Origin of the sequence: Methylobacterium sp. Leaf125 (assembly GCF_001423085.1) — a bacterium.
Classification (GTDB): Bacteria; Pseudomonadota; Alphaproteobacteria; order Rhizobiales; family Beijerinckiaceae; genus Methylobacterium.
On sequence record NZ_LMNU01000047.1, the window covers coordinates 66,290 to 82,862 of the forward strand.

The window sequence follows — 16,573 nt, forward strand, 5'->3', positions numbered from 1 at the left end:
GGCAGGCGACAGGACGAGTCCGTTCAGGCTGCGACCGAGGCCGTCGACCTGCACGGGGCGGGACTGTGGGGTTCCACCGCCGGGCGTCCCTCAGGGAAACGCCCGGCGTTCGCGTCATGACCGTGAAGAGGTTTAGATCACGTATTGCTGCAGGGGCGGGAAGCCGTTGAAGGCGACCGCCGCGTAGGTGGTGGTGTAGGCGCCGGCCCCCTCGATCAGCACCTTGTCGCCGATGGAGAGCGATACGGGCAGCGGGTAGGGTACCTTCTCGTACAGCACGTCCGCGGAGTCGCAGGTCGGGCCGGCGAGCACGCAGGGGGCCATGCGGTCCTCGTCGTGCTCGGTGCGGATCGCGTAGCGGATCGACTCGTCCATGGTCTCGGCGAGCCCACCGAACTTGCCGATGTCGAGGTAGACCCAGCGCACCTCGTCCTCGGCGTCGGACTTCTTCGACACCAGCACCACCTCGGCCTCGATCACGCCGGCATTGCCGACCATGCCGCGACCGGGCTCGATGATCGTCTCCGGCATGTGGTTGCCGAAGTGCTTGGTCAGGGCGCGGAAGATCGCGTCGCCGTAGGATTCCACGCCCGGCACCGCCTTGAGGTACTTGGTCGGGAAGCCGCCGCCGAGGTTGACCATCGACAGGGTGATGCCGCGCTGGGCGCAGTCCTCGAAGATCGTGGCGGCGGAGGCGAGGGCGCCGTCCCAGGCACCGGTATTGCCCTGCTGCGAACCGACATGGAACGAGACGCCGTAGGCGGTGAGGCCCTGGCGGTAGGCGTGCTCCAGCACGTCGACGGCCATTTCCGGCACGCAGCCGAACTTGCGCGACAGCGGCCACTCGGCGCCGGCCCCGTCGCAGAGGATGCGGCAGAACACCTGCACGTCGCCGGCCTCGACGCCCGCCGAATCGGCGGCCCGGGCGATCTTCTCGACCTCGGCCTGGCAGTCGACGGCGAAGAGACGCACGCCGAGCTTGAGCGCGCGGGTGATGCAGCGCTCCTTCTTGATGGTGTTGCCGAAGGAGACGCGGTCGGCGGTGGCCCCGGCGGCGAGCGCCATCTCGACCTCGACCACCGAGGCGGTGTCGAAGCAGGAGCCCATCTCGGCGAGCAGCCGCAGCACCTCCGGCGCCGGGTTCGCCTTCACCGCGTAGAACACGCGGGTGTCGGGCAGCGCACGGGCGAAGGCGGTGTAGTTGTCGCGCACGACATCGAGGTCGAGCACCATCACCGGGCCCTCGTCCTGGCCCATGTCACGGCGTGCGCGCAGGAAATCGCGGATACGATCGGTCATGCTCGTTCCAACCCACAGGTTCGCGAGCGCCCTCGCGGGGCGCGCTGTCGAATGTCAGGACGACAGGATGCCGTCCGGCGTCTGGGGGCGCTGCGACGCGACGCGCCACGTGCTTTGGAGACACGCGAGGGCATCGCGGGCGCAAGAGCACCCGGAAGCTGCCTTGGATTGGAAGGGGGGTCCCCACCGCACGCCGGGCAAAGAGAAACAAGCCTCTTCGGTGCCGGCCTTTGGAGGGCCGACGAGACCAAAAAAGCCCGTTCGTCGTTGCTTTAAGCTGCGTCCCCCGTGGAGAGCGGGGTTCGCCGGTTTCGCCTCCGGCTGCCGGTTGTTGTCGGGGTCCGGTGTTGCCACCTGGATGCCGGCCGGAGGGAATCCACCCTGTCGACCATCGATCCTTTAAGACCCCTGGCGGCTGTCCGGCAGTTGGCCGGATGCCCACCAACCGACACGCGGCCACAGGCACGTGCGAAATTGGGCAAGGCGCATATACGGTCAGGGTGTTCTCGCCACAAGGGAAAACCGCGATTTTTCACCCGAAACCGGGTTGTCTTCCCGGGCTGTTGCAGAAACGCCGCGGACACCGACGCCCAGCAGACGATGGGCCCTTCCCAAGGTCGTGCGGACGGGCCATCAAGCGCACGGTTTTCTCTCAAGGCGCACCGGATCGCAGGACGATGTCAGAACCCAACCGGCGCAGAATCGTCCAGGGACTCGCGGCCACGACCCTCCTCGCGGCAACCGTGGAGGCGCGGGCGCAACGCCGCGAAGGGCGTCCGGAGACCCCCTTCGGCTTCGCCGACGTGGAGCGCCGGGCGCAGGACCTTGCCAAGGTTGCCTACGAGGCCCGCGTCCCGACCCTGCCGGCGCCGATCGCCAAGCTCGACTACGACGCCTGGCGCGACATCCGCTTCAAGCCGGACAAGGCGTTTCTCGGCGACGGGAGCCCGTTCCGGCTCCAGCTCTTCCATCTCGGCTTCCTCTACACCCGTCCGGTGACGGTGAACCTCGTCCGCGGTGGCGTGGCGACGCCGATTCCCTACCAGTCGAGCCTCTACGACATGGGGCGCACGAAGCTGGACAAGGCCTTGCCGGTCGATCTCGGCTTCGCCGGCCTGCGCATCCATGCGCCGCTGAACAAGCCGAACCTGCTCGATGAGCTCATCGTCTTCCTCGGGGCGAGCTACTATCGCTTCCTCGGGCGCGATCAGCTCTACGGCCTCTCGGCCCGGGGACTGGCAGTCAACGTCGAGGGGCAGGGCGGCCCCGAGGAATTTCCGGTTTTCCGCGAGTTCTGGGTCGGCGTGCCGGACAAGGCCGACGATGCGCTGATGATCTACGCACTCCTCGACAGCCCGTCGCTCACCGGTGCCTATCAGTTCATTGTGACGCCGGGTGACGCGACCAGCGTGGCGGTGCGCGCCACCCTGATCCCACGGGTCGACCTCGCGACGGTGGGCCTCGCCCCGCTCACCTCGATGTTCTTCATCGGCGAGAACGACCGTCGCCACGCCGACGACTATCGGCAGGAGCTTCACGATTCCGACGGGCTCCAGATCGCGGCGGGCAGCGGGGAGTGGCTGTGGCGTCCGCTCCACAATCCGCGCGACCGGCGCATCTCCAGCTTCGTCGACCGCGACCCGAAGGGCTTCGGGCTGATGCAGCGCGATCGGAATTTCGAAACCTACCAGGACCTGGAAGCCTCCTACGACCGCCGGCCCGGCTACTTCGTCGAGCCGGACGGCCCGTGGGGCGAGGGCGCGGTAATGCTGATGGAGCTGCCCACCGACACCGAGACCAACGACAACATCGTCGCGTGCTGGCGGCCAGCGAGCCCCTATCCGGCCGGCACGCCGGTCATGCTGTCCTACCGGGTTCGTGCCGTCGGCGGGGCTCCGCTCCATCCGGGCGGGCGCGTGATCAACACCTTCAGCGTCGCCCCGTTGGCCAGTGGCACCGCCAAGGCGGAGGAGGAGAAGGGCGGCTTGACGCGGCGCTTCCTCGTGGATTTCGCCGGCGGCGATCTCGACTACTACCGCGCCGATCCGAGCCGGGTGGAGGTGGTGGCAAGCACCGCCCTGGGCCGTATCACGCACAGCTCGGTGGCGCCGAACCCGCATATCCAGGGCCTGCGCGCGGCCTTCGACGTGACCCTGGAGGCGCCGGGTCAGGCGACCGACCTGCGCGTGTTCCTGCGGGCCTCGGGGCGTGCCCTGTCGGAAACCTGGGTCTATCCCTGGACGGCCCGGTGAGCGCGTCCTCGATCAGGTCTGAAACGGCGCCGCGGGTGGAGATCCGCCCGGCGACGCTGGCCGATCTCGACGCCCTGGTGGCCCTTGAACACGCCGCCTTCGCCAGCGACCGCGCGGAGCGGCGTGCCATCCGCCACGCCATCCGCTCGACCAGCATGTCGCTCCTGGCGGCGATCATCCGCGACGAGGCGGGACAGGCGACCCTCGTCGGGTCGGCCACGCTGGAGCGCCGGCGCGGCAGCCGCAGCGCCCGACTCTCCTCCATCGCCGTCTCCCCGGCGCGGTCCGGTCTCGGGCTCGGCAGCCTCGTTCTCGACGCCGCCGAAGCGGATGCGCGCGCCCATGGCTGCGCGCGTCTGCGCCTCGAAGTCCGCGCCGACAACGGTGCCGGGATCCGGCTCTACGAACGCCGGGGTTACCTGCGCTTCGCCGTCATCCGGGATTACTACGAGGACGGCATGGAAGCCTGGCGCTACGAGAAGTCTCTCTGAGACGCGAAAGCCCGCCCCGGTGGGACCGGAGCGGGCGCGGCAGGCCTCCGAAACCGGACGGCTGGTTCAGTCGCAGCTCTCCTTGGTGACCGTCTTGCGGTCGCCGAGATCGTTCTCCTTGGTCACGGTCTTGGAGGAGCAGCCGTCGCCGGACTCCCGGCGCTCGACCGTGCGGCTCTCGGTTGAGGGGCGATCGACCACGACGGTGTCGGGCGCGTCGCGGCGGATTACCGTGGTCTCGGCCTGAACGGCCGAAGCGCCGAACAGCGTTGCCAGGGTCAGGGCGGCGATGATGGGGTTGCGCATGTACATCTCCCTTCAGGAAAATCTGCAGCCCCAACGGCGATCATCGAGAAACCGTTCCGCTTGTTCGAAGGCCGCCCAACCGAAATCTGCCGCATTGCGAATCTTCGGTTGACGATGTCCTGCGACGTCCACCTGAGACCTTGCACATGAGCCCCGGCGAGAGCGCCGGAGCCGGGTGATGTGGGCCAGATCGTCGGCCGCGGGCGACGGATCCGTTCGCGGAGCGGCCGACCGGACTCCCGCCCTCGTCCGCGAAAACGGGTAGGGGGTTTAGGCCTCGTCTCCCGCGAGCGCATCGACGCGCCCGGCCATTTGGTCGGGGTTTCGCGGCTCGGGTCCCTCGCCAAACAGGTTGACGGGGTGGAGCGGTATCATCCCGTCAGCCGGGCGGTCGGGACGTAGACCAGGGCCGAAACGAGAGGCCGTCGCTCAGCCCTCGATGCGCGAGAAATCCGCGACTTCGCGGGTCGCAGCCCGCAGGGCGTTGAGAAGCGCGAGGCGGTTCTGGCGCAGGGCGGGATCCTCGGCATTCACCGTGACCCGCTCGAAGAACGCGTCGACCGGCACGCGCAGGGTCGAGAGCGCCTGCATGGCCCCGGCGAAATCCTCCGCAGCCACGGCCGCCGACGCCGTCTCGCGCGCCGCCGCCAGGGCCTCGGCGAGGGCCCGTTCCTCCGGCTCGCCGCGGGCGGCGAGGGCTGCATCCGGGGCCGCGTCGTAGGCGCGACCGTCCTTCTTCTCTTCGATGCGCAGGATGTTGGCAGCGCGCTTGTAGCCGGCCAGCAGGTTCCGGCCGTCGTCGGTTTCGAGGAAGGTGCCCAGAGCCTCGATGCGGCGGACCACCATCAGCAGATCATCCTGGCCGGGCAGGGCGAAGACCGCATCGATCAGGTCGTGGCGGGCACCCTTGTCGCGCAGGTAGACCTTCAGGCGATCGGCGAAGAAGGCGAGGAGGCTCGCGCCATCCGCGTCCGCGGCGCTGGCAGGCGCAACGGTCTTCGGCGGAGTGCCGTAATTCGCATGGCCGTCGGCGGCGGCCTGGTAGCCGTCACGCAGGAGGGACAGCTTCACGGTGTTCTCGATGAGCAGCCGGATCACCCCGAGGGCCGCGCGGCGCAGGGCGTAGGGGTCCTTGCTGCCCGTCGGCTTCTCGTCGATGGACCAGAACCCGACCAGGGTGTCGAACTTGTCGGCGAGCGCCACGGCCACGGCCACGGGATCGGTCGGCACCCGGTCGGAGGGACCGACCGGCTTGTAGTGGTCCTCGACCGCCGCCGCGACACTCCCGGTCTCTCCCTGGAGCGCCGCGTATTTGCGACCCATCAGGCCCTGCAGCTCGGGAAACTCGCCGACCATCTCGGTGACGAGGTCGGCCTTGGCCAGGGTCGCCGCACGCTCGGCCTGATCCGGGTCGGCGCCGACCAGGGGCGCCAGCTCGCGGGCGAGGGCGGCGATGCGCTGAACGCGCTCTCCCTGCGTGCCCAGCTTCTCGTGGAACACGATGGTGTCGAGCTTCGGAAGCCGGTCCGCGAGGCGGGTCGCCTTGTCGGTCTCCCAGAAGAACTTGGCGTCCGACAGGCGTGCGCGCACCACGCGCTCGTTGCCGGCGGTGATGGCCAGGCCGCCGTCGCTGGCGACCAGGTTCGACGTCAGGACGAAGGCCGGTGCGAGGGTGTCGGTGCCGGCCTGACGCAGCACGAAGCACTTCTGGTTGGCTCGGATGGTGGCGCGGATGGCCTCGGCCGGGATGTCGAGGAAGGCTTCGTCGAAGGAGCCCAGCAGCACCACGGGCCACTCGACGAGACCGGCGACCTCCTCCAGCAGCCCCTCGTCCTCGACGAGTTCGAGGCCACGCGCGAAGGCGAGGTCGCGGGCATCGTGCAGGATGATGTCCTTGCGCCGCTCCACGTCGAGCACGACCTTCGCGCGCTCCAGGGACCGGACGTAGTCGTCGAAGCGCCGGACCTCGATCGCCTCGGGCGCCAGGAAGCGGTGGCCGTAGGTGGTGGTGCCGGCGACGATGCCGTCCACCGCGAACGGCACCACGTCCGGCGTCTCGGTCTCCGGCCCGAAGGTGGCGACGATGGATTGCAGCGGACGCACCCAGCGCAGGGCGCCCGGCTGCGCCGAGGCCTGGCCCCAGCGCATCGATTTCGGCCACGGGAAGCTGCGGATGATCTGGGGCAGAATCTCGGCAAGGACGTCGAGAGTCTCGCGGCCGGGCCGCTCGATCACCGCGACGTAGAACGCACCCTTCTTCGGATCCGTGACGACGTTCGCCTGGTCGAGGCTCGCGAGCCCCGCGCTCTTCAGGAACCCCTGGACGGCACCCTCCGGTGCCCCGACCCGGGGCCCTTTACGCTCCTCGCGCACGTCCTGCCCGCGCGGCGGCAGGCCGGCCACATGCAGCGCCAGGCGGCGCGGCGTGGCGAAGGCCTTGGCCCCCTCGTAGAGGAAGCCGCGCTCCACGAGGGCGTCGGTGACGAGCTTTTTCAGGTCGTAGGCCGCCTTCCGCTGCATGCGGGCGGGAATCTCTTCGGAGCGAAGTTCGAGGAGGAGGTCGGGCATGGGATCAGGCGGCGTCCAGGTGATGGTGTTCGGGGTCGTGGGGCGCGGTCAGTGACGCGGATCAGGCCGCGCCGCCCCCCGCCGTGCGCAGGTACGCCGCCCCACAGGCCTTCGCGAGTTCACGCACCCGCAGGATGTAGCTCTGGCGCTCGGTCACCGAGATGACGCCGCGGGCGTCGAGCAGGTTGAAGACGTGGCTCGCCTTGATGCACTGGTCGTAGGCCGGCTGCGCCATCCGGTGCCGGCTGGTCTCGTCCTCCGGCGCCCCGGCGTCGAGGTAGGTGCGGCAGGCCCTCTCCGCGTCGGTGAACTGGCGGAACAGCATCGCGGTGTCCGCCGCCTCGAAGTTGTGGCGCGAATATTCCTGCTCGGACTGGAGGAAGACGTCGCCGTACGACACCCGATCCTCGCCGGTCCCGCCGTTGAAGTTCAGGTCGTAGACGTTCTCGACGCCCTGGACGTACATCGCCAGGCGCTCAAGCCCGTAGGTCAGCTCGCCCGCCACGGGGGCGCATTCGAAGCCGGCGACCTGCTGGAAATAGGTGAACTGGCTCACCTCCATGCCGTCGCACCAGCACTCCCAGCCGAGGCCCCAGGCCCCGAGGGTCGGGCTCTCCCAGTCGTCCTCGACGAAGCGGATGTCGTGCAGCGTCAGGTCGACGCCGATGGCGTCGAGGGAGGCGAGGTAGAGCTCCTGCAGGTTGGACGGGTTCGGCTTCAGGATGACCTGGAACTGGTAGTAGTGCTGCAGCCGGTTCGGGTTCTCGCCGTAGCGACCGTCCTTCGGACGCCGCGAGGGCTGGACGTAGGCGGCCTTCCAGGGCTTCGGGCCGAGCGCCCGCAGAGTCGTGGCCGGATGGAAGGTGCCGGCGCCGACTTCCATGTCGTAGGGCTGCAGGATCACGCAGCCCTGCGCCGCCCAGAATCGCTGCAGGGTCAGGATCAGGCCCTGGAACGAGGTTTTGGGCGCGAGATCGACGGCGCTCGACATGGGTTTTCCGGTCCGTGGAGGGGCGGCCAGCGTTTAAGAGGCGGCCCGGTCGTGTCAAGCGAAGGCACGGCAGGCCGGGCGTGCGTCGGCACACACAATTCGGCCACGTTTCGTTTGAGCGGTGGAACGGTCTCGCTTGCTGCCAAGTTTATCAGGCAATCAAGGGGTTCTCACCGTCCTCAAGGGCGGTCGACAATTTGGAACATCGCGTCATGCGCTCGTCCGTCACAGTCTTCGCCGCCCTCGTCGCAGCATCCCTGGTCGCCACTCCGCTGGTGATCACCGCGTCGAACGCGCTCGCCACGGCCGAGTATTCGGACGCGGTCACGATGCCCGCCGCCGTGACGCCGATCGAAGTCGCGGCCGTGCCGGCCCCCGCCCTGGCCGAGACCTGCACCCGCAAGGTTCGGGTGGTCTATGCCGGTTACGGCACCGAAGCCTGCAAGCACTGAGTGTCTACAAGCCGTAGCGGGCGAAGGCGGCGCGATCCTCAATCGCCGCCATGACTTCGCCCGCGACGCTGCTCCCGGGTGCCGAGCGCCGCAACAGGCGGGCCACGAGAGAGCCCTTTTTCTCCGCGATGAAAACGAGGTCGACCGTCTCCCCATAGCGGGCCCGCAGGGTCGACCGGGCATCTCCCAGGCCGTCGACAAGGCCCAACGGCAGGGCCTGCTGCCCGGTCCAGACCGCCCCGGTGAACAGGTTCTCTCCGCTCGACGCGAGCTTCGGACGGCGGGCACTGACGAGCGCCGTGAACAGCGCCTGCACATCCGCCTGAATGGCCTTGAGACGCGCGACGTCGGCAGGATCCTCCGGACGGAACGGGTCGAGCATGCCCTTGGCCTCGCCCTGGGTATGCACGCGGCGATCGATGCCGATTCGCTCGATCAGTCGGTCGAAACCGAACCCCGCCGAGACGACACCGATCGATCCGACCAGGGACATGGGATCGGCGATAATCTCATCCGCCGCGCAGGCGATCATGTAGCCGCCGGACGCCGCAACATCCTCCACGAAGGCCAGGACCGGGAGTTTCTTCTCGGCCGCCAGGGCGCGGATGCGTTGATGGATCAGGTGCGACTGGGCCGGGGAACCGCCCGGCGAATTGATGACCAGCGCGACGGCCGCGATGCCGGGCGTCGCGAAGGCGCGTTCGAGGCTGCTCGCGAGACCGCCGATCGACAACCCGGCGCGGAACGGCGACACGGCGCCGATCGCCCCGCTGAGGCGCAGGACGGCGACGCGGGAGCCTTCACGGCGCCAGCGCCGGGGAAGCAGCGCGCGCAAGGGACCCGGCAGGGAAACAGGCATGCGATCTCGACTCGAACAGGAGGGCAGGCAAGGTGTCCCGCGTCGACCACGGGTGGCCGGGCGGCTTGAGCGCTGAGGTGGGGCGGGACGAACCCTTTTGCCAGCGTCGCCGTTGTCGCCTCACGCCGCCGGATCGTGGCGGTGGGCGAGCCTCCCGAAGGGGGCCGCGCAGCAGCGAAGGAGACGCAACCATGCGCGCGATGCGTTGGATGGCCCTGGCACTCGGCATGTTGGCCGGTGCAATAGGATTTGGAGCGACGGTGAGCGCCGCACCGATGCCCGTGGCAGGTATCGAGGCCGGCGCGCAGGCTCCCCTGGTGGCGCAGGCCCGGTGGCATGGGCATCGGCGCCATTGGCATCACCGCCGGCACTGGCACCATCGCCGTCACTGGCATCACCGTCGCCACTGGCATCACCGCCATCATTGGCGCCGGCACCACGGCTGGGGCCACCGCCATCACGGCTGGCATCGGCCGTATCGGGTCCGGACGTTCTACTGAGGGCCGACCTCAGGCGGACTCGCCGGAGGCATCGACCCAGCCGCGGCCCTCGTTGAGGGCCGCGGCGTGCGCGGTGAACTGGCCGCCATCGGTGTGAAGGATGACGGGCGGCAGGAGCCGGAGTGGTGCGCGGCTGCCCTTCACGCCGCTGACGAGGATGCGGATCGCCGGCTGATCCGGCTTGGCGTGGACCGGCCGGATCGCCAGCGCGCCGAAGCGGCCGCGAAGGGCATCGAGGCAGGCGGGGAGGTGATCCGCCCGATGGATCAGGCCGAGCCGACCCTGTGGACGAAGAAGATCGACGCAGCAGCGCATCCAGTCCGCGAGCCCGCCGTCCGAGAACGTGTGCGCGCCGGCCTTGGCGGCCACGGGGGAGGGCCGGTGCCGTCCGGGCTCGAAGTAGGGCGGGTTCGTCAGGAGGAGGTCGGCAAGGCCGGGCGTCAGGCCATCGGCATGGCGACGCAGCCCGGGCGCCAGCACATCCGCCTCGATCACCGTTGTCCGGCTGGACAAGCCGTTCGCCTCCGCGTTGCGGCGGGCGTAGGCGGCCAGCTCCGGATCGCGGTCCACCAGCACCACACGACAGCGGGGGCTGCGCAGGGCGACCGCGAGGCCGACCGCGCCGCTCGACGCTCCGACGTCGCACACGACGGCACCGGGTTCGGGCGGGAGGAGAGCCGCCAGGAGCACCGCATCCGTACCGGCCCGGTGCGCGCCGCGCGGCGGCTGGGTCAGCCGAAGCCGCCCGCCGAGCCAGAGATCGGCAGCGGCCTCAGGCATCCCGCAGCTCGTGGGCCAGGCCCGCATCGGTGAGGAGGCGGCGCGCCTGCATCGCCTGATCCTGCGGCACCAGCAGACGCCGTGCGAAGGCACCGATGGAGCCTTCGAGAAGGCTCATGTGCTGGTCGGCTACCAGGGCCGGAATGGCAGCGGCCTCTAGGATCGACTGGGCAAAGCCGATCAGAACGACGTCGTTGCTGCGAATGAGTTCGGTCATACATCCTCTCCCCGGTGCCATACCGGACACCGACCGCGGATCTATACCTTGCGGCATGGTGCGTGTTGCAGCGCCTCCGAGCGCATGCGATGGGGTGTCACGGACGTGGTCGATTGGATCGCGCCGCGTTGGCGTAGGGAAGCGGGAGGCCTCGAGGTCTTGGGCGTCGTAGTTCCGATCGAAGAGAGAAGCCCCGATCCCGAGGCGAGCCTGGCCGACCTCGTCGCCCTGGTGTCAGGCGGGATGGAGCGCGTCAACGCGACGATCCTGTCCCGCACCGGATCCGACGTCCAGATGATTCCCGAGGTCGCCAACCACCTGATCTCCTCGGGCGGCAAGCGCCTCCGGCCGATCCTCACCCTCGCGACCGCCGATCTCTGCCACTATGCCGGCGACGGCGCGGTGAAGCTCGCTGCCAGCGTCGAGTTCATGCACACCGCGACTCTCCTGCACGACGATGTGGTCGACGGCAGCGACATGCGTCGCGGCAAGGTCGCGGCCCGCATCAAGTGGGGGAACGAGGCCAGCGTCCTGGTGGGCGATTTCCTGCTCGGCCAGGCCTTTCGCATGATGGTCGAGGTCGGATCGCTGAAGGCCCTCGATATCCTGTCCGCGGCGGCCACCATCATCGCCGAGGGCGAGGTGATGCAGCTCACCGCGGCGAAGAACACCGAGACGAGCGAGGCCGAGTATCTCGCGGTGATCAGTGCCAAGACGGCTGAGCTGTTCGCCGCTGCCTGCGAGGTCGGACCGGTCCTGGCCGAGCGCGACACCGCTGAGCAGGCGGCCTGCCGCGCCTACGGCATGAACCTCGGGATCGCCTTCCAGCTCATCGACGACGTGCTCGATTACGGCGGCACCAGCGATACCCTGGGCAAGAATGTCGGCGACGATTTTCGCGAGGGCAAGATCACGCTTCCCATCGTCCTCGCGGTGCGGCGTGCCACGGGCAGCGAACGCGCCTTTTGGAAGCGGACGCTCGAACTGGGCGAGGTCACCGACAACGATCTCGAGACGGCGCGCGCCATCCTCCGGCGTCACGGTGCCCTGGAGGAGACCATGGCGCGTGCCCGCCTCTACGGCGACCGGGCCCGGGATTCCCTGAAGGCGTTCCCGGCGAGCCCGATGAAGCACGCCCTGTTGCAGGTCGTCGACTTCTGCATCGCCCGGGCGCACTGAGCTTCCAGGCGCGGCGGACGGTCAGGCTGCCGCTTGGCGGAGGGCCGGCGGCGGAGCAAGGGCCACGAGTTCGCGCTCGGCGAGCTCCGACGTTTCGGACAGAGACGGCGCGATCACGATCCGGCCCTCATCGTCGGACCATTGTGTGAGAAGACCGTCGGTGGTGGCCTTGTTCATGGGCCGGCCGAAGAGGTAGCCCTGACCATAGGTGCAGCCCTGGCCCGCCAGCCAATCGACGCTGGTCCCGCTCTCGATGCCCTCCGCCGTGGTGAGCAGGCCGAGGCTCGAGCCCAGGGCGATGATCGCATCGACGAGCTTGGCGCGCTCGCTGCTCAGCCGCATCGATTCCACGTAGCTGCGGTCGATCTTCAGCTTGTCGAACTGCAGCTCGCGCAGATGGTACAGGCTCGAATATCCCGTCCCGAAATCGTCAAGGGCGATGCGCACGCCGAAGCTCTGGAGCGACTTCAGGGCGGTCCGCGCCGCTTCGAGATCGTTGACCAGGGCCGTCTCCGTGATCTCGATCTCCAGGCGTCCCGGCGCGAACCCGGTCTCGGTCAGGATGCCGAGGATGTGTTCCGGCAGGTGCGGATCGCGGAGCTGGAGCGGCGATATGTTGATCGCCAGCTGGAGATGGGCTGGCCAGAGCCGGGCGTCCCGGCAAGCCCGGCGCATCAGGGACCAGGTGAGGTCGGCGATCAGGCCGGTCTCCTCGGCCAAGCCGATGAAATCGGCGGGGGTCAGAATGCCCAACCGGGGGTGATTCCAGCGGGCCAGCACCTCGAACCCGATGAGGTCGCGGCCAGGCAGTGACACTACAGGCTGGTAGAACGGTTCGATCTCGCCCTTCTCGATGCCAATCCGCAACTCGCCCTCGAGCCGGGCCCGTGCCTTCAGGGCCTGACCCATGTCGAGATGGAAGAACCGGTAGGTCCCGCGACCATCCCGCTTGCCCTGGTACATGGCGACATCGGCAGCGTGCAGCAGCGCCTCCGCGGTGCGGCTCTCCTCCGTCGCCGTCGCGATCCCGATGGTGGCGCCGATCTCGAGACGGCTCTGGGTCCAGGCGATCGGTTGAGAGAGCGCGGCGATGACGCCCTGCGCGAGGCGCGCCAGAACTTCCGGGTCGCTGCCGTCAGCGAGGAGGAGCGCGAACTCATCGCCGCCGAGGCGCGCGACGAGGCTCTGAGGCGGGGCGAGGGCCCGCAGACGATCGGCAATGACGCAGAGGACCGCATCGCCCGCGGCGTGGCCATGGACGTCGTTCACCGGCTTGAAGCGGTCGAGGTCGATCAGCATCACGGCGACCCGCGGCAGACCGGTGGCCACGCGGATGCGGGCTTCGAGGGTTTCCCGGAACAGGCGCCGATTGGCGAGTCCCGTCATCGCATCGTGGCGAGCAACGGCCTCGGCATGGGCCTCGGCCCCGTCGCGATCCTGCATCGCCTTGCGCAGCTTGAAAGACTTGCGGATGGCCGCGACGACCACGCCCAGGCTCATGCAGAGGGTCAGCATCAGCAGGTCCTGAAGCTGATGCGTCCGGGTCGCGTCGATGAGAACCGTGAAGAAGCCGAGCTGGGTGCCGAGGATCCAGATGCAGGAGCCGATCATCATCAGGCACAGGAGTTCTCGGAGCTCACCCTCTCCCCATGAGTTGTTTTTCTGGTCGGGCATGCATCGCTCCTCGCGCATGCCGATCCTGCAGACTCAAACCTTGAGCGAGCGTAAAGCTGACAGCTCAAGTCGGCCTCGATGCACGGAAAGTTGCTATTCCACCGAGTGAGCGAATGCTTAGCGAAGCATTGCTGCGCTGACCCACCAGTCCGGGTGAACTGTCGCGATGCTACGAGCGGCACCAGCTGCCTCGGACCGATGCCCGAAAAGTCCGAACACGGTCGCGCCGGACCCCGACATCCGCGCCAGACGGCATCCGGGTGCGGCCCGCAAGGCCTCGAGCGCGCCGTCGATCACCGGGGCGATGCTGCGCGCCGGGGCCTCGAGGTCGTTGCGCGCGGGCGTGATCGCGCGCAGGAGCGCCTCCGCCCCGAGACCGGGGGCGATGACGGGATGGGCGCCGATGCCGTGGCGATCGCCGACCGCGAGCCCGAGCGCGCGAAACACCGGCGCGGTCTCGACCGGGACGCCCGGATTGATGAGGACCGCCGGCAGCGGGGTCAGATCGAGGGCGGGTCCGACGGCTTCGCCGGCGCCCGACATCATGCGGGCGCGGGGGACGAGACAGACCGGGACATCGGCACCAGTGGCACGGGCGGCCGCGATCAGGTGCGGATCGTCGGGGGGCATGTCGTTCAGGCGCCCGAGAAGGCGGAGGGCCGCGGCAGCGTCGGAGGAGCCGCCGCCGATGCCTGCGGCGACGGGCAGGCGCTTCACCAGATGGAAGGTGCCATGGCGCAGACCCGGCCGCAGGCGCGCGAGGTTCTGCGCCGCGCGGATGACGAGGTTGTCGTCGAGGGGGCCGGCCGGGCCGGCGGTCGGCCCCGATACGGTCAGCGCCAGGTCGGGACCCGGCTCCAGGCTGAGCGTGTCGCCGGCGCCGGTGAAGACCACGAGACTTTCGAGCTCGTGGTAGCCGTCGCCGGTCCTGCGGCCGAGGACGTGAAGGGTGAGGTTGATCTTCGCCGGAGCGCGGGTGACGAGGAGGGGCACGGACACTCGGGGCTCACGGATCGGGCAATCGCGGGGCCGGTCTGGCCCCGCGACGCGCGGTCCGTCAAGCCTTCGGGCTCGTCAACCGCCGCTCTTCTTGTCGGCAGCGCCCGGGGGCTCGTTCGGAGCCGGCGCGCCCTTCGGCAGTTCCGGGTTCACCTTGCTCTCGGGCGGGTTCTCGGCGGTGGCCGCCGGCTTGTCGAGTTCCGGCAGGCCGTCCTTGAGCTTGGCATTGATCTTTTCGAGATCGTCCGGCTCAGGGTTCAGGTCCTTGGCATGCTGCCACTGGAACTTGCCCTCCAGGCGACGTCCGGCGCGCCAGTAGGCGTCGCCCAGGTGGTCGTTGATGGTGGGGTCGCCGGGCTTCAGCTCGATCGCCTTTTCCAGCTCACGCACCGCATCGTCCCAGCGGCCGAGACGGAAATAGGCCCAGCCGAGGCTGTCGATGATCATGCCGTCGCGCGGGGCCGCATCGACGGCCTGCTTCAGCATCGTGAAGGCCTCGTCGATGTTCATGTTCTGGTCGACCCAGGAATAGGCCAGGTAGTTCAGCACCTGGGCCCGGGCACCGGGCTGGCTCGCGGGCACCAGCTCCAGGGCCTTCTTCAGGTCCGCCTCGGCCTTCGACCATTGCTTGGCGCGCTCGTAGGCGGTGCCGCGGAAGTAGAACGTCGTCCAGTAGTTCGATGCCGGCTTGTCGCCGATCAGCGCGATGGCGCGGCTGTAGGTCTCCGCCGCCTCCTCGTACTTCTTGCGCGAGCGCTGAACGTTGCCGAGCGCCGTGACGATGTCGATGTCGTCCGGATGCGCTTTCATCGCCGCATCGAGATGGGCGATGGCCTCGTCGCCCTTGCCCATCTGCTCCAGGTTCAGTCCGACCTGGACGTCGGCATTGAGGCGCAGGGGCGAGGTGGTGGGGATCTGCGAATAGGCCTCGTTGGCCCGCTCGGTCTGCTTCATCCGGTCGAGGATGTCGGCGAGGGTGAGCCGCGCAAGGGCGTGCTCAGGAGCGAGGTAGAGGGCGAGACGCAGGTAGACCACCGCCGGAAGCTCGTCGCCCTGGGTCGAGCCGGCTGAGCCGAGGCCGTACAGAACTTCGCCCGCACCCTCCTGCGCCGAGTTGACGAGGCGGCTGAGGGGCTTGCCCTCCTTCAGCTTTGTCAGCGCATCGCGCACGATGGGATGGCGCGGCAGCAGCTTGTCGAACTCAGTGTAGGCCTGGATCGCGAGGTCGGTACGGCCGGCCTGGGCCTCGAAGCGCGCATAGGCATCGACGATGCGCAGGGTGTTGCGATCGGCATCGTAGGCGGCCTTCAGGCGGCGCTCGGCCTCTGCCTGATCGCCGACGAGGCTGGCGATCAGCCCGGCATGGAAGTCGCGGAAGGTGTTGTAGTAGCGCTCGCCCTTGAGCTTGTTGATGGTCTCCAGCGCGCGCTTGCCGTCATTGGCCCCGGCGAAGGCCCAGGCGGTGAGCAGCGTTCCAGTCAGGTCGGCTGCGGCCCCCCGGCCGCTGCGCGCGAAGTTCTGGCGCGCCTGGGCGAACTGCCCGGCCTTGATCTGGCGCACACCGAGCGCGAGCTGGGCAAGGCCGTTCGTGCCGTCGCGGCTGGTGAGGCGCTCGGCGGCCCGGAAGGCGTCCGGCAGGGAGCCGTCGGCGAGCAGCGACACGAAGGCCCGCTCCAGGAGCTCGGCGTTGCGCGGATCGGCCTTCACCGCCTCGCGATAATAGCTCGCGGCCGCGGCGGTGTCCTTGGAGGCACCGGCGATGTAGGCCGAGAGGAAGTTGCCCTCCAGCGATTCTGCCGGCTCGTACTCGGAGATCGGAGCGGATTCCCGGGGTTGGGCCGCGTAGGCCGCCGGCGAGGCCGCGAGGCAGACGGCGAGCGCCGAGAGGACCCGGCGGCCGGTCCGACTGGTTTTGGCTGTTCCGTTCATGGGCACCGATCACGGCTCCTGCGCACCGGCCATCTCGGCAGCCGGGCTCGATTGGGGCGGGACACTGGACTCTTACC

The 16,573-nt window shown here is 69.0% G+C and carries 14 protein-coding genes; 4 read left to right on the top strand and 10 right to left on the bottom strand.

What is annotated here, in order from left to right; all coding sequences use genetic code 11:
* Window positions 1-132 precede the first annotated feature (132 nt).
* Entirely contained in the window at window positions 133-1,299 is a 1,167-nt protein-coding gene (locus ASF58_RS22380; protein ID WP_055957857.1) for a type III PLP-dependent enzyme, read from the bottom strand.
* Window positions 1,300-1,976: 677 nt separating this feature from the next.
* Here ASF58_RS22380 and ASF58_RS22385 point away from each other — a divergent pair.
* Both ASF58_RS22385 and ASF58_RS22390 read left to right on the top strand, forming a co-directional pair.
* Complete coding sequence (locus ASF58_RS22385; protein WP_055957858.1) at window positions 1,977-3,551, top strand: glucan biosynthesis protein G; 1,575 nt, start codon at window positions 1,977-1,979, stop codon at window positions 3,549-3,551.
* On the top strand, window positions 3,548-4,042 hold the full coding sequence (locus tag ASF58_RS22390) for an N-acetyltransferase (RefSeq protein ID WP_055957861.1): 495 nt from the start codon (window positions 3,548-3,550) through the stop codon (window positions 4,040-4,042). The genes ASF58_RS22385 and ASF58_RS22390 overlap by 4 nt, the downstream gene beginning before the upstream one ends.
* 66 nt (window positions 4,043-4,108) lie before the next feature.
* Here the strand turns inward: ASF58_RS22390 and ASF58_RS22395 are convergent, their stop codons facing one another.
* From ASF58_RS22395 to ASF58_RS22405, 3 genes are all read right to left on the bottom strand, one after another.
* Window positions 4,109-4,348, bottom strand: coding sequence for a hypothetical protein (locus ASF58_RS22395; RefSeq protein WP_055958157.1), 240 nt, complete (start codon window positions 4,346-4,348; stop codon window positions 4,109-4,111).
* A gap of 429 nt (window positions 4,349-4,777) precedes the next feature.
* Entirely contained in the window at window positions 4,778-6,916 is a 2,139-nt protein-coding gene (glyS, locus tag ASF58_RS22400; protein ID WP_055957864.1) for a glycine--tRNA ligase subunit beta, read from the bottom strand.
* 61 nt (window positions 6,917-6,977) lie between these two features.
* Window positions 6,978-7,907, bottom strand: coding sequence for a glycine--tRNA ligase subunit alpha (locus ASF58_RS22405; protein ID WP_055957867.1), 930 nt, complete (start codon window positions 7,905-7,907; stop codon window positions 6,978-6,980).
* Between the two features lie 212 nt (window positions 7,908-8,119).
* Between ASF58_RS22405 and ASF58_RS22410 the strand changes: the two genes are divergently transcribed.
* Complete coding sequence (locus tag ASF58_RS22410; RefSeq protein WP_055957870.1) at window positions 8,120-8,359, top strand: hypothetical protein; 240 nt, start codon at window positions 8,120-8,122, stop codon at window positions 8,357-8,359.
* A gap of 4 nt (window positions 8,360-8,363) precedes the next feature.
* Here ASF58_RS22410 and ASF58_RS22415 read toward each other — a convergent pair whose 3' ends face one another.
* The 3 genes from ASF58_RS22415 to ASF58_RS22425 form a co-directional block, all read right to left on the bottom strand.
* A complete protein-coding gene (locus ASF58_RS22415) occupies window positions 8,364-9,218 on the bottom strand; it encodes a S49 family peptidase (RefSeq protein ID WP_055957873.1) in 855 nt (284 codons plus the stop codon).
* Between the two features lie 509 nt (window positions 9,219-9,727).
* Complete coding sequence (locus ASF58_RS22420) at window positions 9,728-10,498, bottom strand: methyltransferase (protein WP_055957876.1); 771 nt, start codon at window positions 10,496-10,498, stop codon at window positions 9,728-9,730.
* Window positions 10,491-10,715 (bottom strand): DUF2007 domain-containing protein, encoded by a 225-nt coding sequence (locus ASF58_RS22425; protein ID WP_055957879.1) that lies wholly within the window; start codon window positions 10,713-10,715, stop codon window positions 10,491-10,493. The genes ASF58_RS22420 and ASF58_RS22425 overlap by 8 nt, the downstream gene beginning before the upstream one ends.
* 159 nt (window positions 10,716-10,874) lie before the next feature.
* On the opposite strand from ASF58_RS22425, the gene ASF58_RS22430 reads away from it, so the two are divergent.
* The gene (locus tag ASF58_RS22430) at window positions 10,875-11,894 is read left to right on the top strand and encodes a polyprenyl synthetase family protein (protein ID WP_055957882.1); all 1,020 of its coding nucleotides are present in this window, start codon (window positions 10,875-10,877) and stop codon (window positions 11,892-11,894) included.
* A 21-nt stretch (window positions 11,895-11,915) separates the two neighbouring features.
* On the opposite strand, the gene ASF58_RS22435 is transcribed toward ASF58_RS22430, so the two are convergent.
* The 3 genes from ASF58_RS22435 to ASF58_RS22445 all read right to left on the bottom strand — a co-directional run bounded on the left by ASF58_RS22435 (window position 11,916) and on the right by ASF58_RS22445 (window position 16,496).
* Window positions 11,916-13,568 carry an EAL domain-containing protein gene (locus tag ASF58_RS22435; RefSeq protein WP_055957885.1) on the bottom strand — a complete coding sequence of 551 codons (1,653 nt, stop codon included), beginning with the start codon at window positions 13,566-13,568 and terminating at the stop codon, window positions 11,916-11,918.
* 117 nt (window positions 13,569-13,685) lie between these two features.
* Window positions 13,686-14,561, bottom strand: a complete 876-nt coding sequence (locus ASF58_RS22440) for a 4-(cytidine 5'-diphospho)-2-C-methyl-D-erythritol kinase (RefSeq protein ID WP_055958168.1) — start codon at window positions 14,559-14,561, stop codon at window positions 13,686-13,688.
* Between the two features lie 81 nt (window positions 14,562-14,642).
* On the bottom strand, window positions 14,643-16,496 hold the full coding sequence (locus ASF58_RS22445; protein WP_055957888.1) for a tetratricopeptide repeat protein: 1,854 nt from the start codon (window positions 16,494-16,496) through the stop codon (window positions 14,643-14,645).
* Between the last annotated feature and the right edge of the window lie 77 nt (window positions 16,497-16,573).